This is a genomic window from Streptomyces liliiviolaceus, assembly GCF_018070025.1.
Classification (GTDB): Bacteria; Actinomycetota; Actinomycetes; order Streptomycetales; family Streptomycetaceae; genus Streptomyces; species Streptomyces liliiviolaceus.
On sequence record NZ_JAGPYQ010000001.1, the window covers coordinates 107735 to 132256 of the forward strand.

Genomic DNA, 24522 nt, shown 5'->3' on the forward strand with positions numbered 1-24522 from the left:
CCACCGCGGGTGAGGATCCACTCCGGGCGGAGGAGAACCGGGGCGCCGGAAATACACCAGCGGCGGTAGATCCGCTACCGCCGCCGTGCGACGACCACCGGGCGCCTCCCGGCGGAGGCTGGGCACCGGCCGCACGAGCGGCCCGCGCACCGCTTTCCGCAGGAGTCCCGATGTCCCGATTGTTGTCCAGGATCGGCGCGTTCAGCGCCGCTCACCGGCTCGTCGTCACCGGAGCATGGTTCATGCTGACGGTCGTCCTCACCGTCGTGACGATCAGCGGCGCCAAGTTCTCCGACGCCGAATTCAGCATCTCGGGCGCCGAGTCGACGACGGCGCTCGCCACGATGAAGAAGGCGTTTCCCGAGGCGGACCCCGGCGCCGGCGAGCTGATGCTGGTCGTAGAAGCGCCCGACGGCACCTCCCTGACCCGGCCGGCGGACCGGGAACTGGTCGCGGGCCTCGTGTCCCGCGCCACCGGCGTCCCCGACGTGAAGTCCGCCGCGGACCCGTACGCCGAGGACCGCCCCTACGTGTCGAAGGACGGTTCGGTCGCCGTCTCGACGCTCAGCGTCGACCTGGAGGCGGACCAGGCCGTCGTCGAGAAGGACCTCCGGGAGGCCGCGGCACCCCTGACGGACCAGGGATACCGCGTCGAACTCGGCGGAACCCTGGAGGACGGGCCGCCCGAGATCGCCGGCGTCACCGAGATCGTCGGAGTCGTGGTCGCCTTCGTCGTACTGCTGCTGACCTTCGGCTCGCTGGCCGCCGCGGGCGCGAACATGCTGACCGCCCTGAGCGGGGTCGTCGTCGGCGTCCTGGGCATTCTGGCGTGGTCCGCCACGGGCGAGGGCATCCAGTCCACCACGCTGATCATCGCGGTGATGCTCGGGCTGGCCGTGGGCATCGACTACGCCCTGCTGATCCTCTCGCGGTTCCGTGACGAGCTCCGCCGGGGCGCCGGCGTCGACGCCGCCGTGGCCCGCGCCTGCGGCACGGCCGGCACCTCCGTGGTGGTGGCCGGGACCACCGTGGTCATCGCCCTGACGGGGCTGGCGATCGTCCGGATCGCGTTCATCACCGAGATGGGGCTCGGCGCGGCACTCGCCGTGATCGTGGCCGTGGCCGCCTCGCTCACGGTCGTACCGGCCGTGCTGAAGACCCTCGGGCACCGGGCACTGCCGCGCAGGGAGCGCCCGGCACGGGGCGCGGCGTACGCGGCACCCGCGACCGGAGTGGCCGAAGTGGCCGGAACATCCGCCGCGAAGGACGCGCAGGAGCCGGGCGGCCGCCGTGGGACGGGCCTGCTGGGCCGCTGGGCCCGGATGGTGGTCGACCGGCCCGTCCTCACGATGCTGGGCAGCACCGTCCTCGTCGCCCTGCTCGCCGTGCCGGCCCTCTCTCTCCAGACCGAACTCGATCCCCCGGGCGGCCCCGACCCGGCCAGTTCCGAGCGCGCGGCGTACACCACGGTCAGCGACGCGTTCGGCGCCGGCGAGCAGAACCCCCTGGTGGTGCTCTTCGAAGGCCGGGACGCGGCGGACACCGCGGCCGGCACGGCGAAGCGGATCACCGAGCTGAAGGGGGTGGCCGACGTCAGCCCGGTCCAGCGCGCCGAGGACCCGGGGTTCGCCTTCCTCGCGGTCACTCCCGACCACGGCCCGACCGACGCGCGTACGAGCGCCCTGGTGAACTCGCTGCGCACGGAGATGGACGACGTGGCGGGCGCGGAGGTCTCGGTGACGGGCCAGACCGCGGTCGACGTGGACGTCGACTCGGCGCTCTCGTCGGGCCTGATCGTCTATCTGATCGCCGTGGTCGGGCTCTCGCTGCTCCTGCTGACGCTCGTGTTCCGTTCCGTCATGGTGCCGCTGCTGGCCACCGCCGGGTTCCTGATGTCGCTGGCCGCGGGCCTCGGCGTGACGGTGGCGGTGTTCCAGTGGGGCTGGGCCGGCGTACTGGTCGGCCTCGACGAGGCCCGGCCGCTGGCCAGCCTGACGCCGCTGATCGTGGTGGGCGTGCTGTTCGGCCTCGCCATGGACTACCAGGTGTTCCTGGTGGCCCGTATGCACGAGGCGCACCGCGGCGGGCTGCACACCAGGGCCGCCATCGTGCGGGGCTTCGGGCAGGCCTCGCCCGTCGTCGTGGCGGCGGCCTCGATCATGGCGGCGGTGTTCGCCGGCTTCGCCTTCAGCGGCGGCGACCAGATGGTCGCGTCCATCGGACTGGCTCTGACCGTCGGGGTGCTGGTCGACGCGCTCGTCGTCCGCATGCTCCTCGTACCGGCGGCCCTGCGGCTCCTCGGTGAGGCGAGCTGGTGGATGCCCCGGGCGCTGGACCGTGTACTGCCGGACATCGACACGGAGGGTGCGTCCCTGGACCGGGAGGAGCCGCCGGCGGGCGACGGCCCACGCCAGGAGCTGGCCGGATCGGCCCGGGTCTAGAGAAACGGCACTCGCCCCCGCCGCCCCTACCCGTTCCCGTCCACGACTCGGGGGCGCTGCCCCCGAACCCCCGCTCCTCAAACGCCGGAGAGGCTGAAACGCTCTCAGCCCGTCCGGCGTTTGAGGACGAGCGCGAAGCGCGATCAGGGGGCGAGGGGCGCAGCCCCATGCGTGGACGGGAACGGCGACCGGCCGGGGAGACATGGCGCTCCCCGGCCGGTCTACGGCACCCGCACGGCCGTACGCTGTTCAGGGTGACGCGTCCGTATATCGGTGCCGGGTCGGCCAAGTTGCCTGCGTGTTAACGCGGTTGCTCCCTGTTTGTCGGCTTACGCGGGCCCGTCCGTCGGTTCGCCCGGCGGCTCCACCGGCTCCTGCGGCACAACCGTCTTCTCCTCCGCGAAGTGGCAGGCCGAGTCATGGGCGGCGGGACCGGCCTCGTACCGGAACTCCGCGGGCACCGCGAGCAGCGGGACCTCCATCTCGCAGCGCTCCGCGGCCTTCCAGCAGCGGGTGCGGAAGCGGCAGCCGGAGGGGATGTTCGCGGGCGAGGGCACGTCGCCGAAGAGGATGATCCGCTCCCGGTGCTCCCGGGCCTCCGGGTCCGGCACGGGCACGGCGGACAGCAGCGCCTGGGTGTACGGGTGCGTCGGGTGGTCGTAGATCTCGGCGTCCCGGCCGGTCTCCACGATCCGCCCGAGGTACATCACCCCGACCCGGTCGGAGATGTGCCGCACGATCGACAGGTCGTGCGCGATGAAGACGTAACTGAGGGCGAACTCGCTCTGGAGGCGGTCCATCAGGTTGATCACCTGCGCCTGAACCGACACGTCGAGGGCCGACACCGGCTCGTCCGCGACGATGATCTCGGGGCGCAGGGCGAGGCCGCGCGCGATGCCGATGCGCTGGCGCTGGCCGCCGGAGAACTGGTGCGGATAGCGGTTGATGTACTCGGGGTTGAGCCCGACCACGTCCAGCAGGTCCTGCACCTGCCGCCGCCGGTCGCCCTTCGGCGCGACCTCGGGGTGGATCTCGTACGGCTCCCCGATGATGTCGCCGACGGTCATCCGGGGGTTGAGCGAGGTGTACGGGTCCTGGAAGACCATCTGGATGTTACGGCGGACGGCCTTGAGGGCGCGGCCGGACAGCTTGGTGATGTCGTCGCCCTTGTATCTGATCTCGCCCGCGGTCGGCCGCTCCAGGTTGACCAGCATCTTGGCGACCGTCGACTTGCCGCAGCCCGATTCGCCGACGATGCCGAGGGTTTCCCCCGCGCCGAGGTCGAAGTCGACGCCGTCGACGGCCTTCACCGCGCCCACCTGTTTGCGGAACAGGATTCCCTGGGTGAGCGGGTAGTGCTTGACGAGGCCGCGGACCTGGAGGATCGGCTCGCCGACCGGGGCGTTCAGATGCTCGGCGACAGCGCCGTTCTTCCGCTCAGCCATTGAGGCACTCCCTCCAGAAGTGGCAGGCGCTCACGCGGTCCGTGCCCGCCTCGGTCACCTCGTACAGGGGCGGTACGTCGGTGCGGCAGACGTCCTGGGCCATGGGGCAGCGGGGGTTGAAGGCGCAGCCCGGCGGGATGTTCATCAGGTTCGGCGGCAGGCCCTTGATCGCGTACAGCTCCCGGCCCTTCTGGTCGAGCCGCGGGATCGATTCGAGGAGGCCCTTCGTGTACGGGTGCGCGGGGGCCTTGTAGATGTCGTGGACCGGGGCGGACTCGACGATCCGGCCCGCGTACATCACGGCGATCCGGTCGGCGACGTCCGCGACCACGCCGAGGTCGTGGGTGATGAGGATGAGGCCCATGTTGAGCTCGCGCTGCAGCTCGGCGAGCAGGTCCATGACCTGGGCCTGGACGGTGACGTCGAGGGCGGTGGTGGGTTCGTCGGCGATGATCAGGGCCGGTTCGAGGGCCAGCGCCATCGCGATCATGATGCGCTGGCGCATGCCGCCGGAGAACTGGTGGGGGTAGTCGCCCACGCGGGAGGCGGCCCCCGGGATACGGACGCGGTCCATCAGCTCGACGGCCTTGGCCTTCGCGTCCTTGCGGGACAGGCCCCGGTGGACGGTGAACATCTCGCCGAGCTGGGCGCCGACGCTGAGCACCGGGTTCAGGGACGACAGCGCGTCCTGGAAGATCATCGCCATCTGGGCGCCGCGGACCTTGCGCCGCTCCTCCTCCTTGAACTTCAGGAGGTCCTGGCCCTTGAAGAGGATCTCGCCCGAGGTGATCTTCCCGGGCGGGGTGTCGAGGATGCCCATCACGGCCTGCGCGGTGACGGACTTGCCGGAGCCCGACTCGCCGAGCACGGCGAGCGTCTCGCCCTCGTCCACGCTGTAGGTGACGCCGTTGACGGCCTTGGCGACGCCGTCGCGGGTCCTGAACTCCACGTGCAGGTCGCGCACTTCGAGCAGCACGTCGGTCACCTCAGCTTCGGGTCGAGGGCGTCGCGCACCGCGTCGCCGAGCATGATGAACGCGAGGACGGTGACGGCCAGCGCCCCGGCGGGCCACAGCAGGGCGTGCGGCGCGGTGCGGATGTACTGGGACGCCGAGGAGATGTCGATGCCCCAGCTCACGGTGGGCGGCTTCAGCCCGACGCCGAGGAACGAGAGGGTCGCCTCCAGCGAGATGTACGTGCCCAGCGCGATGGTCGCCACGACGATGACCGGGGCGATCGCGTTGGGCGTGATGTGCCGCAGCAGCATCCGGGAGTTGGAGGCGCCGAGCGCGCGGGCGGCCTGCACGTAGTCGTTCTGCTTGGTGGTGATGACCGAGCCGCGGGCGATCCGGGAGATCTGCGGCCAGCCGAGCAGCACCATGAAGCCGATCACGGGCCAGATGGTGGAGCTGGTGACGACGGACAGCAGCACCAGACCGCCGAGGACGACGGGGATCGCGAAGAAGATGTCGGTGATACGGGAGAGGACCGCGTCCCACGCCCCGCCGAAGAACCCGGCGAGCCCGCCGAGCACCGAGCCGAGGATCGCCACCCCGAGCGTGGCGCAGACGCCGACGGTGACGGAGACCCGGGCCCCGTACACCGTGCGCGTGTAGACGTCGCAGCCCTGGCCGTTGTAGCCGAAGGGGTGGCCCGGCTGGGAGCCCTCCTGGGACTTGGCGAGGTCGCACTTGAGGGGGTTGCCGGAGGCGATCGCCGAGGGCCACAGCGAGATGACGATCAGGAAGAGGATGACGAGCCCCGAGATGATGAAGACGGGGTTGCGCCGCAGATCGCGCCAGGCGTCGGACCACAGGGAACGGGGCTTGTCCTGGGGCCCCGTACCGTCGGGTCCGCCGATCGGCTTCCGCAGCGAGTCGGCCTCCTCGGTGGCGAGGTCCATCGCGCCGCCCATGCCGGTCGCGGCGATGGCGCCGTCCTCGGGGGCGCGTCCGCCGCCGGACAGGTGCGGCCCCGGTGGCATGGAGGGCAGGGGCCGCTCCGGCGGCGTCGGCTGCTCAGGCATAGCGGATCCTCGGGTCGAGTACGGCGTACAGGAGGTCGACCAGCAGGTTGGCCACCAGGAAGACGAGGACGAGGACGGTCACGAAGCCGACGACGGTCTGCGTGTTCTGGCGCAGGATGCCCTGGTAGAGCTGGAATCCGACGCCGTGGATGTTGAAGATCCGCTCGGTGACGATCGCGCCGCCCATCAGCGCCCCGATGTCGGTGCCGATGAAGGTGACCACCGGGATCAGGGAGTTGCGCAGCAGGTGCCGGGTGATGACGCGGCGCCGGGGCAGGCCCTTGGCGATGGCCGTACGGACGTAGTCGGCGCGCCGGTTCTCCGCGATGGACGTCCGGGTCAGCCGGGTCACATAGGCGAGGGAGACGGACGCGAGGACCAGGCCGGGCACGATCAGCTCGTCGAAGGGTGCCTCGGAGGAGACGGACGGGCTGATCCAGCCCCATTTGACGCCGAGCAGCAGTTGCAGCAGCAGACCGGTGACGAAGGTGGGCACCGAGATGACGACGAGGGTGATCAGCAGGACACCGGTGTCGACGGGCCGGCCGCGGCGCAGTCCGGTGACGACACCGAGCGCGATGCCGATGACGACCTCGAAGAGGATCGCGACGATCGTGAGCCGGATGGTGACCGGGAACGCGGTCGACATCAGCTCGGTGACCGCCTGTCCGTTGAAGGCGGTGCCGAAGTCGCCGGTGAAGACGTTGCCCATGTAGGTCGCGTACTGCTGCCACACGGGCTTGTCCAAGCCGAACTCCCTGCGCAGCTGGGTCGCCGTGGCGGGGTCGCACTGCCGGTCGCCGCAGAGGCCCGCGATGGGGTCGCCCATCACGTTCACCATCAGGAAGATCAGCAGGGTGGCGCCGATGAAGACCGGGATCATCTGCAGCAGACGCCGGATCACATACCGTCCCATGAGGGCTCCGGAGGTAGGTGGGGGTAGGCGGGGGCGCGCGCCTGCTTTCCTGCTGAAGTGCGCGCCCCCGTGGCTCAGTTGACCTTGATCTCGTTGTAGACGGGCAGGCTGAAGGGGTTCAGTGCCACGTTCGAGATCCGGTCCGAGTAGCCGGCGCTGCCGTTCTGGTACCAGAGCGGAATGGCGCCCATGTCGTCCCGCAGGACCTCTTCGGCGTCCTGGAAGAGGCCGACGGCCTTGGCCTGGTCGGTCTCCGCGTTCGCCTTGTCGACGAGGTCGTCGAACTCCTTGCTGGTCCACTTGCCGTCGTTGGAGGAGGCGTTGGTGTAGTACAGCGGCTGCAGGAAGTTCTGGATCAGCGGGTAGTCCATCTGCCAGCCCGCCCGGAAGGGGCCGGACATCTTGGACTGGGTGATCTGGTTGCGGAAGTCGGCGAAGGTGCCGACCGGGTTGCCGACGCAGGCCTTGTCGTTGTCGAGGGCGTTGTTGACGGAGTTGCAGACGGCGTCCACCCACTCCTTGTGGGAGCCGGTGTCGGCGTTGTAGGAGATCTTGACCTGCCCGCCGGGCAGGCCTCCGCCCTCCTCGATCATCTTCTTGGCCTTGTCGGGGTCGTACTCGCAGGCGTCACCGCACAGGCCCTCCTTGTAGCCGCCGTCCTCGCCGAGGACGGGTGAGGTCCAGTCGGTGGCGGGGGTGCGCGTCTTCTGGAAGATGGTCTCGGTGATCTGCTTGCGGTTGATGGCCATGGACAGCCCGGTACGGACCTTCTCCATCCCGTCCTTGCCCCAGTTCTTGTCGTAGAACGGGAAGGCGAGGGTCTGGATGATGCCGGCGGGGGTGTTGATGTACCGGTCGCCGAGGTCGCTCTTGGCGTTCTTGAGCTGGGCGGCGGGCACGTCGTCGACGAGGTCGAGGTTGCCGGCCATCAGGTCCGTGTAGGCGGTGTTGTTGTCGGTGTAGACCTTCAGATCCACCCCGCCGTTCTGCGCCTTGTCGTCCCCGGGGTACTTGTCCCACGTGCGCATCTTCATCGCCGAGCCCTTGGCGTACGAGTCGATCGTGTACGGGCCGTTGCCGACCGGCTTCTTCAGCCAGGCCGCGTGGTCGTCGAAGAACGCCTTGGGCAGCGGGGCGAAGGCGGCGTAGCCGAGGGTGTCGGGGAAGGTCGAGAACTTCTGGTTGAGCTTGATCGTGAAGGTGTTGTCGCCGGTGACCTTGAGGCCGCTCAGGGTCTGCGCGGACTGCTTGCCGCCGTCCTCCGGGTGGACCTTGTCGTAGCCGTCGATGTACCCGAAGAAGTACGCGTTCTTCTGGTTGTTCTTGAGGCTGGCGCCGTAGTTCCAGGCGTCCACGAAGGACTTGGCGGTGACCGCCTCGCCGTTGCTGAACGTCCAGCCGCTCTTGACGGTGACGGTGAAGTTCTGCGAGTCCGACGTGTCGATCTTCTCGGCCAGCATGTCCTTGGCCTCGCCGGTCTTGGCGTCGTAGCGCTTGAGACCGCGGAAGAGCATGTCGAGGACCTTGCCGCCCTGCACCTCGTTGGTGTTGGCGGGCTCCAGGGGGTTCTGCGGGTCGCCCCACGACGAACTGAGGATGCCGGAGCCGTCGCCGCCGCCACCGCTGTCGCCGTCTCCCCCTCCCCCACAGGCCGTCGCGGCGAGGGCTACCGCCGTCGCGCAAACGGCCCATCTGGCGTGTGTGGCTCCACGCATGGAGTGCCTCCTCATCGATGCGCTGCGGCTCCGGCGCCGGAGCCGGTTCCTTTGCGCCCAATATCGGTGCAGAACTCACATAGCGCATATTCGGCGACCCAAGTGGGTGCATGGGGTACGCGCTCTGGGGGCGGCTGGAACGGGTTGCGCCGTTCCCCGCGCCCTTTGGGGGGTGGGGTGGAACGAGGAGTGCGTGTCGGCTGCCGGCCGGTGGGGGCTTGTCGCGCCGTTCCTCGCGCCCCTGAGGGGTGGGGTGGAACGGGAGTGTGTCGGCTGCCGGCCAGTGGGGGTCACCCGCGCCGTTCCCCGCGCCCCCTAGGGGTGGGATCGGACGGGGAGTGTGTCGGCTGCAGGCCGGTGGGGGCTTGTCGCGCCGTTCCTCGCGCCCCCGAGCGGGGGCGGCCCGCTGCGTTTCCGCGTCTCGGGTGGTGTCTTTAGGGGCGCGGGGAACTGCGCGGCCCGCCCCCACCGCGTCGCAGTCAACACACGACCGGTCACCCCCTCAGGGGCGCGGGGAACTGCGCGATCGGCCCCCACCGGCCCGCAGCCGACACACGACCGGTCCACCCCTAGGGGCGCGGGGAACTGCGCGACAAGCCCCCACCCGCGGCCGACACACCACCGGTCCACCCCAGGGGGCCGGCGCAGCAAGACAGCGCGTACTGACCAGTCAGTCCGAGTCGCCCCGTTCCACGCAGAACTCGTTGCCCTCAGGGTCCGCCAGGAGAACCCACCCGCCCCCGTCCGGCCGCGTCCGGTCCGCGATCAGGGTCGCGCCGAGCGCGAGCGCCCGCTCGACCTCCGCAGCCCGCGTACGCCCCGTCGGCCGCAGATCGAAGTGGATGCGGTTCTTGGCCGTCTTGCCCTCCGGAACGCGGACGAAGAGCAGCCGCGGACCTCCGTCCGGGTCCGCGATAAGCGCCTCCGGATCACCCGGTTTGTCGTCGTCGTCCAACGGCCGGCCCAGCAGCTCGCTCCAGAAGAGGCCGAGGTCGTACGGGTCGCCCGTGCAGTCGAACGTGATGCTGTGAATGGCGGGGTTCGTCATGGCGGGGAGCCTCCCCGATGACCTTGCGGAAGTCGAACCCTTTTCACCTCCTCCCGCCGGGTCCGTTCATCCGTTGGGGCGGAAGTCGCCGAACCCCGGCCGGAACGGCGGCGCGGCCCGCCAGGGTGGGCCCGAGAGCGACGGCACGTCACACCACCTCATGCCAGGAGGTCACCGCATGCCCCCCACCGCACCGGACTTCGGTCCCGGTATCGACGACTACGCACCCCACGAGGGGCAACGGAACTGCGACCCGGCCGCGAAGCCTGGCCTCCTCGACTTCCGCGATCTGGTCCTCGCCGCCTACCCGGACACCCAGAGCCTGGGCATCAGCAGAGAGTGCGGCAGGCCGGGGGTCAGCGAGCACAAGGAGGGCAGAGCCTGGGACTGGGGTGTCGTCGCCGACGGCCAGTCCGCCATCGCCGACGACCTCATCGGCTGGCTGCTCGCCACCGACCGGCACGGCAACCGCCACGCCCTCGCCCGCCGCTTCGGAATCATGTACATGATCTGGAACCGGCGGATCTGGCAGGCCGCCCGCGCGGACGCCGGCTGGACCCCGTACACCGGTGCCAGCCCGCACACCGACCACGTCCACTTCAGTTTCGGGTGGGCGGGAGCGCGTAAGGAGACCACCTGGTGGACCGGGCGCGGGACGGCCGCGCCGCAGGTCGGCGTGGGGATCCCGTCCGTCGTGGACCACGGTTCGGGCATGGTCGTGTCCGGGGTCGACGGGACGGGCGACGTGGCGCACCGCTGGCAGAACCAGGCGGGCGGCGCGTGGTCGTCGTGGACGCCTCTGGGCCGTCCGGCCTCCGGAGCGGTGGGCCGGCCGTGGGCGCTGGTCGGCCGCTACGGCAAGCTCGCGGTGTTCGTCCGCGGGTCCGACGGGGCGCTGTGGCACACCTGGCAGTCGGAGGCGGGCGCGTGGGCGCCGGAGTGGGTGTCCCTGGGCGGACACCTCGCCAGTGACCCGGCCGTGGTCCTCAGCCCGAACGGCGCGCTGTCGGTGTTCGCCCGCGACCCCGAGGGGCGTATCACCCACACCTGGCAGCGCGGCCCCGAGCACGGTCACGGCTGGCACGGATCCTGGGTAGACATGGGCGGCGCCGCGCAAGGGCGGCCCGTCGTCCTCGTCGGCCGCGACGGCGGCATGGTCCTCTTCACCCGCGGCACCGACAACGCCCTCCACCACCGCTGGCAGACCGGCACCGGAGGCCCCTGGTCCGACTGGAGCCCCCTCGGCGGACAGCTCACCAGTGACCCGGCCGTGGTTCTCAGCCCGAACGGCGCGCTGTCGGTGTTCGCCCGCGACCCCGAAGGACGTATCACCCACACCTGGCAGCACGGCCCGGAGCACGGCCACGCCTGGAACGACACCTGGGCCGACATGGGCGGCACCGCACAAGGACGGCCCACCGTCCTCGTGGGCCGCGACGGCGGCATGGTCCTCTTCACCCGCGGCACCGACAACGCCCTCCACCACCGCTGGCAGACCGGCACCGGAGGCCCCTGGTCCGACTGGAGCCCCCTCGGCGGACAGCTCACCGCCGACCCGGCCGTCGTCCTCAATCCCAGCGGCGATCTCTCCGTCTTCGGACGGGACCCGCGGGGCCGGGTCACCCACACCTGGCAGCGCGGCCCCGAGCACGGCCACGCCTGGAACGACTCCTGGGCCGACATGGAGGGCAGCCTCGCCGCCGATCCCGACGCCCCCGCGGTCAGCGGCGTACTCGCGTCCCCCCGTACCCCGGTCCAGGACCGAGCCGCCCCGGCGGCCGCCCGCCCCACGCCGTGACCGTCCGCCCAAGGATCAGGAGCCCCAGGATGGCGTGCCACATCCCGCCCGACCGCGATCTCGAAGTGACCAAGGCCGTGTACCTCGTCGGCGTCGAACTCCAGGTCTCGGACAAGGTGATGCTCGCCGGTTTCGAGGCCGGCTGGGTCGAGTCGCACATGAACAACCTCGACTGCGGCGACCGCGACTCCCTCGGCGTCTTCCAGCAACGCCCCAGTCAGGGCTGGGGAACCCCGGAGCAGATCCGGCACGTACCGTACGCGGCCCGGCAGTTCTTCGTGCGCGCCGTACGGGTCGAGGAGCAGTCGCCGCAGCTCACCGCGGGGCAGACGGCCCAGAAGGTGCAGCGTTCGGCCTTCCCTGAGCGGTACGACCAGGTCGAGGACAAGGCCCGCGCTCTCCTCGACGAGGCGAGAAAGGCCACGGGCACGCCTTCCCTGCCGACGCCGCGTGTCAGCACCGGGGTTCCGTCGGTGGTGGACCACGGCTCGGGGATGGCGGTCTTCGGCGTCGACGACACGGGCGGGGTGTTCCACCGCTGGCAGAACGAGCCGGGCGGTCCGTGGTCGGGCTGAACTGCGATGTCCTCAAACGCCGGACGGGCTGAAAGACAATCTTTCAGCCCGTCCGGCGTTTGAGGACCGGGGGTTCGGGGGCCGGCCCCCGAGTACCTACTCCCCTTCCTTCTCCAGCGCCGCCAGCGCCGGGTCCAGCACGATGTCCTCGTTGCGGGCCTCCGTCGTCGGGTCCTCCGGGAAGTGGCAGGCCGTCAGATGGTTCTCACGGTTGCCGGAGATCTGCACGAGCGGCGGCTCGGTCGTCGCGCACTTGTCCTGCGCCTTCCAGCAGCGCGTACGGAAGCGGCAGCCGGACGGCGGGTGGATCGGCGAGGGGACGTCGCCGGAGAGCCGGATCCGCTCCCGGTCCTCGGTCTCGTCGTCGAGGGCGACCTCGGGGACGGCCGACAGCAGGGCGTGCGTGTACGGGTGACGGGGCCGGTTGTAGATGGAGTCGCGGTCGCCGACCTCCACCACCTTGCCCAGGTACATCACCGCGAGGCGCTGCGAGAAGTGCCGGACGATCGCCAGGTCGTGGGCGATGAAGAGGAAGGCGATGCCCATCTCTTCCTGGACCTTCTGGAGCAGGTTGACGACCTGCGCCTGGATCGACACGTCCAGGGCCGACACCGGCTCGTCCGCGACGATCAGCTTCGGGTTCAGGGACAGCGCGCGGGCCACGCCGATGCGCTGGCGCTGACCGCCGGAGAACTCGTGCGGGAAGCGGTTGTAGTGCTCGGGGTTGAGCCCGACCAGCTCCAGCAGCTCACGGACGCGGTTCTCGACGCCGCCCTTCGGGTTGATCCCGTTGACCTCCATCGGCGACTTGATGATGGTGCCGACGGTTTGCCGGGGGTTCAGCGAGGAGTACGGGTCCTGGAAGATCATCTGGATCTCGGACCGTACGGGCGCCATCTGCCGGCGCGAGGCGTGCGTGATGTCCTGGCCCGCGTACGTGACCTTGCCGGCCGTCGGCTCCAGGAGCCGGGTGATGAGCCGGCCGGTCGTCGACTTGCCGCAGCCGGACTCGCCGACCAGGCCGACGCTCTCGCCGACCCCGACGGTCAGGTCGACCCCGTCGACGGCCTGGACCGCTCCGACCTTGCGCTTGATCGGGAAGCCGCCGTAGATCGGGAAGTGTTTCGTCAGGCCCTCGACGGAGAGCAGCGTCTCGGCCGCTCCGTCCACCGGGCCCTGCGGCTTCGGCAGGGTGAGTTTGTCGCTCATGAGTCGTTCTCCCTAGCCCAGCCGGGGCTTGATCTGCTCGATGAAAAAGGTCGACTTCTGCGCGTCGTCCAGGTGACAGGCGGCGCCGCGGCCCGCGGGCAGCTCCGGCCGCTCGCCGGAGCAGCGGTTGCCGCCGACCTCGGACGTGAAGCCGCACCGGGGGTGGAACGGGCAGCCCGACGGCGGGTTCAGCAGGCTGGGCGGGGACCCCGGGATCGGGGTGAGCGCCTGCGCCGTGTCACCGCCGAGTCGCGGCATGGAGCTCAGCAGGCCCCAGGTGTACGGGTGCTGGGGGGCGCGCAGCACCTCGCGGACGCTGCCGCGTTCCACGGCCCGGCCCGAGTACATCACCAAAAGGTCGTCGGCCATCTTGGAGATGACACCGAGGTCGTGGGTGATGAAGATGATCGCCGAGCCGAACTCCTGCTGGAGGTCCTTGAGCAGGTCCAGGATCTGGGCCTGCACGGTGACGTCCAGGGCCGTGGTCGGCTCGTCCGCGATGAGCAGGTCCGGGTTGCAGATCAGCGACATCGCGATCATCGCGCGCTGGCGCATACCGCCGGAGAACTGGTGCGGGTAGTCCTCGAAGCGCAGCGCGGGCTGCGGGATGCCGACCTTGTCGAGCATCTCGATGGCGCGCAGCTTCGCCTCCTTCTTGGAGGCGCCGGTGTGCTTCATGAAGGGCTCCGCGATCTGCCGGCCCACCGTGTAGTACGGCGAGAGCGCGGTCAGCGGGTCCTGGAAGATCATCGCGACCTTGTTGCCGCGGAGCTTCTCCATCTCCTTCTCGGTCGCGGTGACCAGTTCCTTGCCGTCGAGGACGATCTCGCCCTCGACGGTGGCGGTCTTGGGGTTGTGCAGTCCGAGGACGGTCAGGTTGGTGACGGACTTGCCCGATCCCGACTCCCCCACGATGCCGAGCGTCTTGCCGCGCTCGACGTCGAAGGAGAGCCCGTCGACGGCCTTCACGATGCCGTCCTCTGTGGAGAACCGCACCCGCAGGTCGCGGACCGAGAGGAAGGCCTCCGGCCCGCTCGGGGCCCTCTCGCCTTCGGTCTTGGTCAGTGTGGTCACGGTATTTCTCCTAGGCGAGGCGCACGCGCGGGTCGATGTAGGCGTAGGCGAGGTCCACGACGATGTTCAGGATCAGGATGAAGAAGGCGCCGAACAGCATGACACCCATCGTCAGCGGAAGGTCCTTGGTCAGTGAGCCCTCGACCGCGAGACGCCCGATACCGGCGAGGTCGAAGGTGAACTCCGTGACCACGGCGCCCGACAGGAGCGCGCTGAGGTCCATGCCGATGATCGTGACGATCGGGATGAGCGAACCGCGCCAGGCGTAGCGGAAGAAGACGTATCCCTGCCGCATGCCCTTGGCGCGCGCGGTTCTGACGTGCTCCTCCTGGAGCTGCTCGATCATCGTCGAGCGTGCCATACGGGTGTACTGGGCGGTGAAGATGGTGGCCATCACGGCCCATGGGATCAGCATGCCCATGAACCAGCTGCCCGGGTTGTCCGTGAAGGACACGTACTTGGGGCTCTCCAGCCAGCCGGTGTTGTAGACGAGGAGGCTGAGGACGATGGGGCCCAGGAAGTAGATCTGGAACGAGCTGAGCACCATCGAGGAACCGCTGACGACCTTGTCGAGGGCCGTACCGCGCTTCCACGCCGCCATCAGACCCGTACCGAGGCCGAAGAGCAGGAAGATCACCAGGCCGCCGATGGTCAGCGAGAGCGTCAGCGGGAAGCGGTCCATGATGGAGTCCCACACGAAGTCGCCGCTGTCGAACGAGACACCCAGGCACGGGGCGGCGCAGTGTCCCTGCGGGAAGTCCCGGCCGGACACGATGCCCATCATGAATTCCCAGAACTGGGTGGTGATGGGCTTGTCCAGGCCGAGGTTCTCGCGGATGACCGCGATGTTCTCGGGGGAGCAGTTCTTGCCGCAGGACAGCTGCGCGAAGTCCTGGGGGATCGTATAGAACAGGAAGAACGTGAAGGCGCCGATCAGGAACATGATCACGACGGCGCCGCTCAGCCTGCGGATGAGGAACTGAAGCATGGCGGGTGGGTGCTCTCTTCGAAACGCGGCGGCAGGAGGGGGATACCGACCGCGGGGGTGCGCTCCGCCTGGCGCACACCCCCGCGGATCAGCCGAGCATGGGTGTTACGGCTGCTTCAGGAACAGGTCGTTGATGTCGATGTAGCTCGACTCCGTGCTGAACCGGGCGCCACCGATGTTCGAACCGTAGAGCTGCATCTGCTTCGAGTAGTAGACCGGGGCGCTGGGGTTGGTGTCCTCCACGATGCGGTGGTGGGCCTCTTCCCAGGTCTTGGCGGCCGCCTCGGGCTCCTCGGTCACGGCCTTCTTGATGAGGTCGTTGACGTTCTTGTCGTTGATGTGCGAGTAGTTCGGCGCACCGTCGGCGATCAGGTCACCGTCGTAGACGGGCGTGATGACCGTGGACGGCGACGGCCAGTCCTGGCCCCAGCCGGTCATGTACAGGTCGTACGGGTTCTTGAGCTTGCCGACCTGCTCGTAGAACGTCGCGCGGTCGATCTCCTTGGCCTGGACATCGAAGCCGAGCTTGTTCAGCGCGTCCTTGATGATGACCATCTGGGCCTGGCCGCGCGGGGTGTTGGAGTAGGCGTAGCTGAGCTTGGTGCCCTCCTTGAAGCCTGCTTCCTTCAGCAGCTCCTTGGCCTTGGCCGGGTCACCGTTGGGCTTCTTCAGCTTGCCGAACGGGTCGTACTTCGGGTCGAAGCCGGGCAGGGTCGGGGCCAGCAGACCACCCGCGACCTCACCGCCGTACCGGCCGCCGTCCGCCTGCACCATGGACTGGTTCGGGATCGCGTAGGTGATCGCGTCCCGAATCTTCTTGTCCTTCATCTGGGCGCTGTCGAGGTTGAAGCTCAGGGCCCAGACGTAGACCTGGTAGCCCTGGATGGTGCGCTTCTTGGCGTCGGCGTTGCCGATGACCGTCGACAGCTGCGCCGGGTCCACCGAGTCGGTGAACTGGATGGCGTTCTTGGCCTCGCCCTTGTCGGCGATCAGACGCTTGGTCTGGCTGGCCTGGTCGATGGTGTTGGTGAAGTTGTAGCCGTCGACGTACTGGTGGCGCACCGAGTCCGTCTTCTCGTCCCACTGGTCGTTCTTGACCAGCTTGAGGGACTTGCCGGCCTTGTACTCGGCGATCTTGTACGGGCCGAGGGAGGCGGGGGCCTTGTCGTACTTCTCCTTCGTGTCCTGCTTCTCGGGCACGATGGCGTAGCCGGCCATGGCCAGGGCCTGCGGGAGGTCCGGCTGGGCGGCCTTGAAGTGGAAGACGACCGTTTTGTCGTCCGGCGTCTCAAGGACCGAGTCCGGCAGGTGCTTGCCCTTGTAGGGGCCGTCCGGCAGCGCCTTGCGGTAGTCGGAGCCCGAGAGCCAGGTCTGGACGTAGGTGGGACCGTCGAAGATCACCTTCGAGTACTGCCGCTCGATGGTGTGCCGGACGTCCTTGGACGTGATGACGTTGCCGTCCTCGTCCTTGACGTCGTCCTTCAGGGTGTACGTCCAGGTCTTGCCGCCGTCGGACGACTTGCCGGAGTCGGTGGCGATGTCACCGACGACGGTCAGGTTGCCCTTCGCGTCCTCCTGGAAGTTCGTCAGACCGCGGTGGATCAGGTTGGCGAACTGGCCGGCGTCGCTGACGTAGATCTGGCCCGGGTCCATGTGGGACAGGTCGGACTGCTGGTAGACGTTGATCGTGCCACCGGTCTTGGCCCCGGTCACCGCTTCGGCCGGACCGGTCGACGCCTGCGCGTCGCCGTAGGCGACAGGCTTCGACTGCGCCTTGGCGTCCTCCTTGGACTTGGAGTCGTCCTTGCCGCTGTCCTTGCCACTGTCGGAGCAGCCGGTCAGGGCGAGCGACCCCGCCGCGACGGCGACGGTTATGGCGCGAACGGTGCGCATTCTTATGGGCTTCATGATGCCGATGACCTACCTGTCGTAGTTGTCCACGAGTGCTGCCTGACGGTCCGGACGAGCCGGAACGGGGGTGGCAGCCCCCCCACCACCAATGGACGTTTAGCGTCCGGTCTTGGGGTCGAATGCGTCCCGGACGGAGTCGCCGAGAAGATTGAAGGCGAGCACGAAGATCACCATCGCGATGCCCGGGAAGAACATGAACATCGGGTCCTGCTCGTAGATCCCGGCGCCGATGGCGAACATCCGGCCCCAGTCCGGTGTCGGCTCCACGAAGCCCACACCCACGTAACTGAGGAACGCGATCGAGAGGATCGCGCTGGGCAGCATGTACGTGCCCTGCACCAGGATCGGTGTGACGATGTTCGGCAGGATCTCCTTGCGCACGATACGCGCCGGAGAGGCTCCCGAGACCTTCGCCGCCTCCACGAACTCCCGCTCCCGCAGGGAGAGTACGGAGCTGCGCACCAGACGGGCCATACCCATCCAGCCGAGGAACCACATCACCAGGATGATCGCCACCGCACGCAGATAGGTGGGGGTCTCGTCCGTCGGGGAGACGAACATCGCGGTGACCACCGGCATGAAGGCGATGAAGAACAGCTGCTGCGGGAAGGCCAGGAAGAAGTCGGTGATCCGGCCCAGCCAGTAGTCGACCTTGCCGCCGAAGTAGCCGCTGATCATGCCGAGGACCACGCCCGTCACCACGCTGAACAGCGTGACGAGCACGGCCATGTAGAGCGAGGTGCGCATGCCGTACAGCAGCATGGTGAACACATCGCGGCCCAGCTTGGGCTCGACGCCGAACCAGAAGTCGGAGGACATGCCGCCGAAGGATCCGGTGGGCATGGCGAAGTCGTCGAGCAGGAACGGGTAGTCGGGCTCCTGCGCGTACAGCGTGTAGGGGTCCTTGCCGTACAGGGACGAGATGACCGGGGCGAGGGCGGCGACCGCGAAGAAAAAAATCACCACGCACGCGGAGATGACTCCGGTACGGTCTCGCTTGAAGCGATGCCACATCAGCTGCCCGGGGGAACGACCTTCGAGCTGCTCGGCCTCGGCGGGCTCGGCGTTCGGCGCGAGCTCGGGGTCCAAGGCCGCCGACGGCCCGGAGCCCTCGGCCTTGGTTGGACTGGTCATCTTTGTTCTTCCCCCGGGGGATGGAGAGTTGAGCGCAGCACAGATACCGGCAGGTTCTGTGGTTTCAGGGAACTTTCACCAAGTGGGTCAACGCGCGTCAAGGGCGGAAGACATAGGGATCTCCCTACCGTCGAAATTTTGAGCAAAAATTGCAGAGAATGACACCTGCGCGCGCTTGACAGGTGAGACGAGATTCCGGCGAACCGGGCATCTGCTGCGAAAATTTCGTTTACGTGTCCGAAACTTGATTGGGCATTGACCGATATGCGAACGCCGCCGCATCCTTTCCGCCGTTGTCCGAACTGAGCCGGTTTTTCGGCCTGCGGGCGCACGGGCATTTCGGGTACGCCAAAGGCCCGGATCCCCGCCGAGCGGGGAACCGGGCACTGGCGAAGCAGGGTCAGCCGTGCTTGGCGCGGCTCGCGGCGCGACCGCGCTCACGGGCGTCCAGGTTGACCTTGCGGATGCGCACGGCCTCCGGGGTCACCTCGACGCACTCGTCGTCGCGGCAGAACTCCAGCGACTGTTCGAGCGAGAGCTTGCGCGGCGGGACGATCGCCTCGAAGGAGTCGGCCGCGGCCGAGCGCATGTTGGTGAGCTTCTTCTCCTTGGTGATGTTCACGTCCATGTCGTCGGCGCGCGAGTTCTCACCGACGATCATGCCCTCGTACACCTCGGTGCCGGGCTCGGTGAACAGCACACCGCGCTCCTGGAGGTTCGTCATCGCGAACGCGGTGACGGCGCCGGAGCGGTCGGCGACCAGCGAGCCGTTGTTACGGGTCGTCAGCGTACCGAACCACGGCTCGTGGCCCTCGTGGATCGAGTGGGCGATACCCGTGCCGCGCGTCCCGGTCAGGAACTCCGTACGGAAGCCGATGAGACCGCGGGACGGCACGACGAACTCCAGCCGGACCCAGCCCGAGCCGTGGTTCGACATGTTGTCCATCCGGCCCTTGCGGACGCCCATGAGCTGCGTGACCGCGCCCATGTGCTCCTCGGGCACGTCGATCGTCATGCGCTCGACCGGCTCGTGCACCTTGCCGTCGATGACCTGCGTGACCACCTGCGGCTTGCCGATGGTCAGCTCGAAGCCCTCACGGCGCATCTGCTCGACCAGGATGGCCAGCGCCAGCTCACCGCGGCCCTGCACCTCCCAGGCGTCGGGGCGCTCGGTGTCCAGGACCCGCAGCGAGACGTTACCGATCAGCTCGCGGTCCAGGCGGTCCTTGACCTGCCGGGCGGTGACCTTGCGGTCCTTGACCACGGCCTTGTCCGCGCCCTTGCCGGTCGCGCCGCGGCCGACCATCGGGGAGGTGTTCGTACCGATGGTCATCGAGATGGCCGGCTCGTCCACCGTGATGAGCGGCAGCGCGATCGGGTTCTCGGGGTCGGCGAGGGTCTCGCCGATCATGATGTCCGGGATACCGGCGACGGCACAGATGTCACCGGGGCCCGCCTTCTCGGCGGGCTTGCGGGTGAGCGCCTCGGTCATCAGCAGCTCGGTGATGCGGACGTTCGACATGGTGCCGTCACGCTTGATCCACGTGACCGTCTGGCCCTTGCGCAGCTCGCCCTGCTCGACGCGGAGCAGCGCGATACGGCCGAGGAAGTTGTCCGCGTCCAGGTTGGTGACGTGCGCCTGGAGCGGGGCCTCCTCGTCGAAGGACGGGGCCGGGACGTGCGAAAGGATCGTGGAGAAGAACGGCTCCAGGCTGTCGCTGTCCGCCGGGACGGTGCCGTCCTCCGGCTTGGTGAGCGACGCCACACCGTCACGCGCACACGCGTAGACGATGGGGAACTCGATCTGGTCCTCGTCCGCGTCCAGGTCGAGGAAGAGGTCGTACGCCTCGTTCACGACCTCGTCGATGCGCGAGTCGGGGCGGTCCGTCTTGTTGATGCACAGGATGACGGGCAGGCGGGCCTGCAGCGCCTTGCGCAGCACGAAGCGGGTCTGGGGCAGGGGGCCCTCGGAGGCGTCGACCAGGAGGACGACCGCGTCCACCATCGACAGACCGCGCTCGACCTCACCACCGAAGTCGGCGTGGCCGGGGGTGTCGATGATGTTGATGGTGATGACGTCGCCGCCATCCTTCGGGTGGTACTTCACCGCCGTGTTCTTGGCCAGGATCGTGATGCCCTTCTCACGTTCCAGGTCGTTCGAGTCCATCATGCGGTCGTCGAGCGACTCGGCGGCGTGCGCGGCGAAGGCACCGGCCTGCTTGAGCATGGCGTCGACCAGGGTGGTCTTGCCGTGGTCGACGTGGGCGACGATGGCGACGTTGCGGATGTCGTGGCGCGTGGCCATATTGAGGCGCTTCTCCCGGAGTGAGGTGACGGCCATCCGCTGCTGCGCGGGGCCCTGCCGGGCTGAAACGTGCCACGGCCTTACCCCATGGTACGGGTGCGCTGCCGCTGGGGCTCGACAGGGCTTCGGCCGGTGGCCACACTGCGGGCCGGTGGGGGTCGGCCGCGCAGTTCCCCGCGCCCCTGAAGGGGCCCGCCTCACCTGCGGGATCAGGGCTTTTTCAGGAAGCCCATGTCCTCGTAGAGGGGGGTTTGGAAACCGAATGCTCCCGCGTTCGCGAGGGTCGTGCGGGAGGCCGTCAGCTGGGGGCGCTGATAGAGGGGGATCGAGGCCGCCGCCGCCCAGATGCGGGCGTCCGCCTTGCGGACCAGGGCGCGGGACTCGTCCGCGTCCAGTTCGGCGACGGCCTGGTCGAAGAGCTGGTCCACCTGGTCGGTGCCGACCCGGGTGAAGTTCTGCTCGACGTTCAGGGAGCCGTCCGCCGCCGGGACCGGCTTGGCGTAGATGGGGCGGGCGTCGGTCGCGGGGAACGCGGACGCGGGCCAGGAGTACAGCGCCAGGTCGTACTGGCCCGAGGCGATGTGATCCTTGAAATAGCTGTCGTCGGCGACCTTGGAGATCTCCGTCCGGATGCCGACGCGGCCCAGCATCCGGGCGATCCGGTCCCCGACCGCCCGCAGCGACTGGGATCCGGGGCCCGAGGGGAGCACGAAGCGCAGCGACAGCGGCTTGCCGTTCTTGGCGAGCGGCCCGGCGGCCTCGGGTCCCGGGGCGCGGGTGCCCCTCGGCGCGTACGCCCCCGGGGCGCCGCCGGGCCTGAGCTGCTGCTTCCCGTCCTGGGCGAGGTGCTTCTCCGCCCCGCTCGCCCCGTCCCGCTTCCCGGGCGCGAGCACGGTGGGGCTCTCGTCGTCCGCGGGCTTGTCGTCCGTCCCGCCGACGATGTACGTGCCGTCGTCCCCGGAGCCGTCCGCGTCGTCCGTGTCCTTGGAGTCCTTGGAGTCCTTGGAGTCCTTGGAGTCCTTCTTGTCCTTGGCCGTCTTCGAGGCCTCGGCGCCCGCCGCCTTCTTGGACTTCTTCTCCTTGACCGGGCCGCCCGCCACCCAGCCCGCGTCGGAGAGCAGGGCCTGCGCCTCCCGGGTGTCCTGGCCGCCGAGCGCGCCGCTGTTGTCGGCGTACGCCTGCTGGCCGGCCAGCGCGAGGTGGCTGCCGACCGGCTCGGCGGGCAGGCCGAGCGGTTCGAGGACGGCCTTGGCCAGCTCCCTGCGGTCGAGGGCGCGGGCCACGGCCCGGCGGACGCGTTCGTCGGCGAGCGGGCCCTCGGAGCCGTTCAACGCGAGTTGGGTGAAAGCCGGTTCGAGGGACTTGCGGACCACGAAACCGCGCAGGGCGGACTGCTGACCGGTGTACTTCTTCACGGCCTTGGCGCGCTTCTTGCGGGCCGTGGTCTCCTTGTCGGCCGCCTCCTCGTCGGAGCCGTGCGCGATCGCCCAGGAACGCAGCGCCCGGCCCGGGGTGAGGGCGGCGCCGGGGCCGTGGGTGAGCGGCACGCCCGCGCCGCCCTTGGCCTCCCGGGCGGCGGACGTGATGCGGTGGGCCTCGGTCGCGTCGATCTCGGCCAGGTCGAGCCGGCCGCCGGCGAGGGCGGCGGCACGTTTCTCCCGGGGCACGGCCCGCAGGACCAGCTCGGAGAGTTTGGCGGGCCGCCCCCACCAGCGGGGGTTGCGCTTGAGGGTGACGTCGCCCGACTTGCGGTCGACCGTGTCGACGGAGAAGGGGCCCGCGGTGACCTTCAGCCTGCGGCGGGCGCTGTCGTTGAAGGTGTCCGGGGTGCCCGTGACGTCCTTCGGGTACAGCGGTGAGAACAGCGACTGCCAGTCCGCGTACGGCTTCTTGAAGGTGACCCGCACCTCCAGGTCGTTCTTGCCGCGTTCGATCTTCTCGATGCGGTCGTAGCCGGCGTTGCGGGCCGTCCAGTACGCGGTGTCCTTGCCGGACAGGGCGCGCCACTGGGCCAGGAAGTCCGCGGCGCCGATCTCGCGGCCGTCGCTCCAGACGGCCTGCTGGTTGAGCTTGTAGAGCACGACCTGCCGGGGCTCGCGCTCGACGACCTTCGCGCCCTCCAGGTAGTCGGGGTTGCGCAGGGGGCGGCCGTTCGCGTCGAGCCGGTACAGGGAGGGCAGTACGGCGCCGGCGACCCGGGAGGTGGCGGCGTCCGCGTCCGCCTGGAAGGCGTTCAGGGTCTCGGGGACGGCGTCCACGGCCCAGTGCAGGGTGCCGCCGTCGGCGATCCGATCACGCTTCGCGGACGCGATGTCCTGGCCGGCGGCGGGCTTGCCCGCCTCGTCCTGCTCACTGCACCCGGCGAGAGCGGGCACCGCGAGGACGCCCGCCGTGAGGAACGCTACCGAGCGCGTCACCGCGCGCAGTCCGACGCCGTCGTGGGACATGACTGGTACCTCCGGGGGGCCGCTCCACGGGTGAACACGGGTGGTCTGATCACGTTTGGCGGTATTTGGAGTTGATCAGATCTATGCGGCCACTGAAGAGGAAAGGTTCCGGCACCGGGCGGCGACACGGCGACGGACCCGGGGAAGCCCACCCGTGCGGCGCAATGCCCCGGGCCCGCGCGCCGGAGCCCGATCCGTACCCGCGCGCCCCCTGGAGGGCTTCTGCCGGATCTTCCCAATCCATGCACGTCCCTTCCCACCAGCCGGTGTGACGCGCGACACTCGCAGGCGCATGAACGTTGCCGCCTTGGGCCGAGGGGTCCGCGGAAGTGAGGGCAAGTCATGTCCGTGCACGACGAACTGACGTCAGTCCAGCGCTGCCTCGACGACCTGGTGAGGTCCGTGAAGCGGCTGGAACAGCAGTTGGACGGTGGCGGCCTGGAGATGCGCAGGGTGCGCACCGACGCCGATCACCTGCGCGAGAGCGTGGCGCTGCTGCGCGAGACCGCCCCCGGTCTCGCGAAGCCCAAGCGCCCCGACCTCGTGTCCATCCCCGACACCCCGTACGACACGACCCTGTGGACGGACTCCGACGACGAGGGTCTCGGCGCCCGCGACCGCCACGCACCCTGATCCCCGACCGGAGCTCTCCTTGGCCACTGGTACGGAACCCCAAATGAAGAGCGGCGGCGTACGCAACGCCACGCGCGCCGCGATCTCCGCCCCGCATCTGCGGACCGACCGCTGGTGGCTGGCGCCCGCCGCGACGGCGGCCGGGCTGCTGGCCTTCGTCGTCTACTCGACCTGGCGGGCGTTCTCGAACAGCCACTACTACGCCGCCCCGTACGTCTCGCCGTTCTACTCCCCGTGTCTGGCGGAGAACTGCGTGCCGATGAGGAACGGGCCCAACTGGGAGATCTTCGGCAGCTGGTGGGGTCTGTCCCCCGCCCTGCTCGTACTGATCTTCCCGCTCGGCTTCCGGCTGACCTGCTACTACTACCGCAAGGCCTACTACCGCGGCTTCTGGGCCTCCCCGCCCGCCTGCGCGGTCGCCGAGCCGCACAAGAAGTACTCCGGTGAGACGCGCTTCCCGCTGATCTTCCAGAACATCCACCGCTACTTCTTCTACGCGGCGGTGCCGGTCGCCGGGATCCTCACGTACGACACGGTCCTCGCCTTCCGGAACGAGGACTACGAGTGGGGCCACATGGGGCTCGGCACGCTCGTGTTCCTGGTGAACATCACGCTGATCTGGGCGTACACCCTCTCGTGCCACTCCTGCCGGCACATCGTCGGCGGCAAGCTGAAGCACTTCTCCAGACATCCCGTGCGCTACCGGGCCTGGCAGCTGGTGGGCCGGCTGAACGCACGTCACATGCAGCTCGCCTGGGCGTCGCTGGTGAGCGTGGCGCTCGCCGACTTCTACGTGTACCTGGTCGCGTCCGGCGTCTTCGACGACCCGACCTTCTTCTAACAGACAAAAGGTGCTTC

18 protein-coding genes are annotated in these 24522 nt (G+C 69.2%); 5 read left to right on the top strand and 13 right to left on the bottom strand.

Going from position 1 to position 24522, the window contains the following annotated elements; genetic code table 11:
• The first annotated feature begins 170 nt into the window (after positions 1-170).
• A complete protein-coding gene (locus J8N05_RS00470; protein ID WP_210880515.1) occupies positions 171-2441 on the top strand; it encodes an MMPL family transporter in 2271 nt (756 codons plus the stop codon).
• A gap of 329 nt (positions 2442-2770) precedes the next feature.
• Here J8N05_RS00470 and J8N05_RS00475 read toward each other — a convergent pair whose 3' ends face one another.
• The 6 genes from J8N05_RS00475 to J8N05_RS00500 all read right to left on the bottom strand — a co-directional run bounded on the left by J8N05_RS00475 (position 2771) and on the right by J8N05_RS00500 (position 9590).
• Positions 2771-3886, bottom strand: coding sequence for an ABC transporter ATP-binding protein (locus J8N05_RS00475; protein WP_210880516.1), 1116 nt, complete (start codon positions 3884-3886; stop codon positions 2771-2773).
• Positions 3879-4862 (bottom strand): ABC transporter ATP-binding protein, encoded by a 984-nt coding sequence (locus J8N05_RS00480; protein ID WP_210880517.1) that lies wholly within the window; start codon positions 4860-4862, stop codon positions 3879-3881. Before J8N05_RS00480 ends, J8N05_RS00475 begins: the two co-directional genes overlap by 8 nt.
• A 5-nt stretch (positions 4863-4867) precedes the next feature.
• On the bottom strand, positions 4868-5911 hold the full coding sequence (locus tag J8N05_RS00485) for an ABC transporter permease (RefSeq protein WP_383948026.1): 1044 nt from the start codon (positions 5909-5911) through the stop codon (positions 4868-4870).
• Entirely contained in the window at positions 5904-6827 is a 924-nt protein-coding gene (locus J8N05_RS00490) for an ABC transporter permease (RefSeq protein WP_210880518.1), read from the bottom strand. The genes J8N05_RS00485 and J8N05_RS00490 overlap by 8 nt, the downstream gene beginning before the upstream one ends.
• Positions 6828-6901: 74 nt before the next feature.
• Positions 6902-8542 carry a peptide ABC transporter substrate-binding protein gene (locus J8N05_RS00495; protein ID WP_210880519.1) on the bottom strand — a complete coding sequence of 547 codons (1641 nt, stop codon included), beginning with the start codon at positions 8540-8542 and terminating at the stop codon, positions 6902-6904.
• A 670-nt stretch (positions 8543-9212) separates the two neighbouring features.
• Positions 9213-9590: a VOC family protein gene (locus J8N05_RS00500; RefSeq protein ID WP_210880520.1), complete on the bottom strand. Its 378-nt coding sequence runs from the start codon at positions 9588-9590 to the stop codon at positions 9213-9215.
• 178 nt (positions 9591-9768) lie between these two features.
• On the opposite strand from J8N05_RS00500, the gene J8N05_RS00505 reads away from it, so the two are divergent.
• Both J8N05_RS00505 and J8N05_RS00510 read left to right on the top strand, forming a co-directional pair.
• The gene (locus J8N05_RS00505; RefSeq protein ID WP_210880521.1) at positions 9769-11388 is read left to right on the top strand and encodes a hypothetical protein; all 1620 of its coding nucleotides are present in this window, start codon (positions 9769-9771) and stop codon (positions 11386-11388) included.
• 29 nt (positions 11389-11417) lie between these two features.
• Entirely contained in the window at positions 11418-11963 is a 546-nt protein-coding gene (locus tag J8N05_RS00510) for a hypothetical protein (protein ID WP_210880522.1), read from the top strand.
• 96 nt (positions 11964-12059) lie between these two features.
• Here J8N05_RS00510 and J8N05_RS00515 read toward each other — a convergent pair whose 3' ends face one another.
• The 7 genes from J8N05_RS00515 to J8N05_RS00545 all read right to left on the bottom strand — a co-directional run bounded on the left by J8N05_RS00515 (position 12060) and on the right by J8N05_RS00545 (position 23031).
• Positions 12060-13172, bottom strand: a complete 1113-nt coding sequence (locus tag J8N05_RS00515) for an ABC transporter ATP-binding protein (RefSeq protein WP_210880523.1) — start codon at positions 13170-13172, stop codon at positions 12060-12062.
• A gap of 12 nt (positions 13173-13184) precedes the next feature.
• The gene (locus tag J8N05_RS00520) at positions 13185-14246 is read right to left on the bottom strand and encodes an ABC transporter ATP-binding protein (RefSeq protein WP_210880524.1); all 1062 of its coding nucleotides are present in this window, start codon (positions 14244-14246) and stop codon (positions 13185-13187) included.
• 10 nt (positions 14247-14256) lie between these two features.
• The gene (locus J8N05_RS00525) at positions 14257-15234 is read right to left on the bottom strand and encodes an ABC transporter permease (protein WP_210880525.1); all 978 of its coding nucleotides are present in this window, start codon (positions 15232-15234) and stop codon (positions 14257-14259) included.
• 105 nt (positions 15235-15339) lie between these two features.
• The gene (locus J8N05_RS00530) at positions 15340-17142 is read right to left on the bottom strand and encodes an ABC transporter substrate-binding protein (RefSeq protein WP_210880526.1); all 1803 of its coding nucleotides are present in this window, start codon (positions 17140-17142) and stop codon (positions 15340-15342) included.
• Positions 17143-17241: 99 nt separating this feature from the next.
• Positions 17242-18279, bottom strand: coding sequence for an ABC transporter permease (locus tag J8N05_RS00535; protein ID WP_210880527.1), 1038 nt, complete (start codon positions 18277-18279; stop codon positions 17242-17244).
• Between the two features lie 400 nt (positions 18280-18679).
• Positions 18680-20584, bottom strand: a complete 1905-nt coding sequence (typA, locus tag J8N05_RS00540; protein WP_210880528.1) for a translational GTPase TypA — start codon at positions 20582-20584, stop codon at positions 18680-18682.
• A gap of 209 nt (positions 20585-20793) precedes the next feature.
• The gene (locus J8N05_RS00545) at positions 20794-23031 is read right to left on the bottom strand and encodes an ABC transporter family substrate-binding protein (RefSeq protein WP_210880529.1); all 2238 of its coding nucleotides are present in this window, start codon (positions 23029-23031) and stop codon (positions 20794-20796) included.
• A 342-nt stretch (positions 23032-23373) separates the two neighbouring features.
• On the opposite strand from J8N05_RS00545, the gene J8N05_RS00550 reads away from it, so the two are divergent.
• Both J8N05_RS00550 and J8N05_RS00555 read left to right on the top strand, forming a co-directional pair.
• Entirely contained in the window at positions 23374-23664 is a 291-nt protein-coding gene (locus J8N05_RS00550) for a hypothetical protein (protein ID WP_210880530.1), read from the top strand.
• Positions 23665-23707: 43 nt separating this feature from the next.
• Complete coding sequence (locus J8N05_RS00555; RefSeq protein ID WP_210880531.1) at positions 23708-24505, top strand: hypothetical protein; 798 nt, start codon at positions 23708-23710, stop codon at positions 24503-24505.
• Positions 24506-24522: the final 17 nt, after the last annotated feature.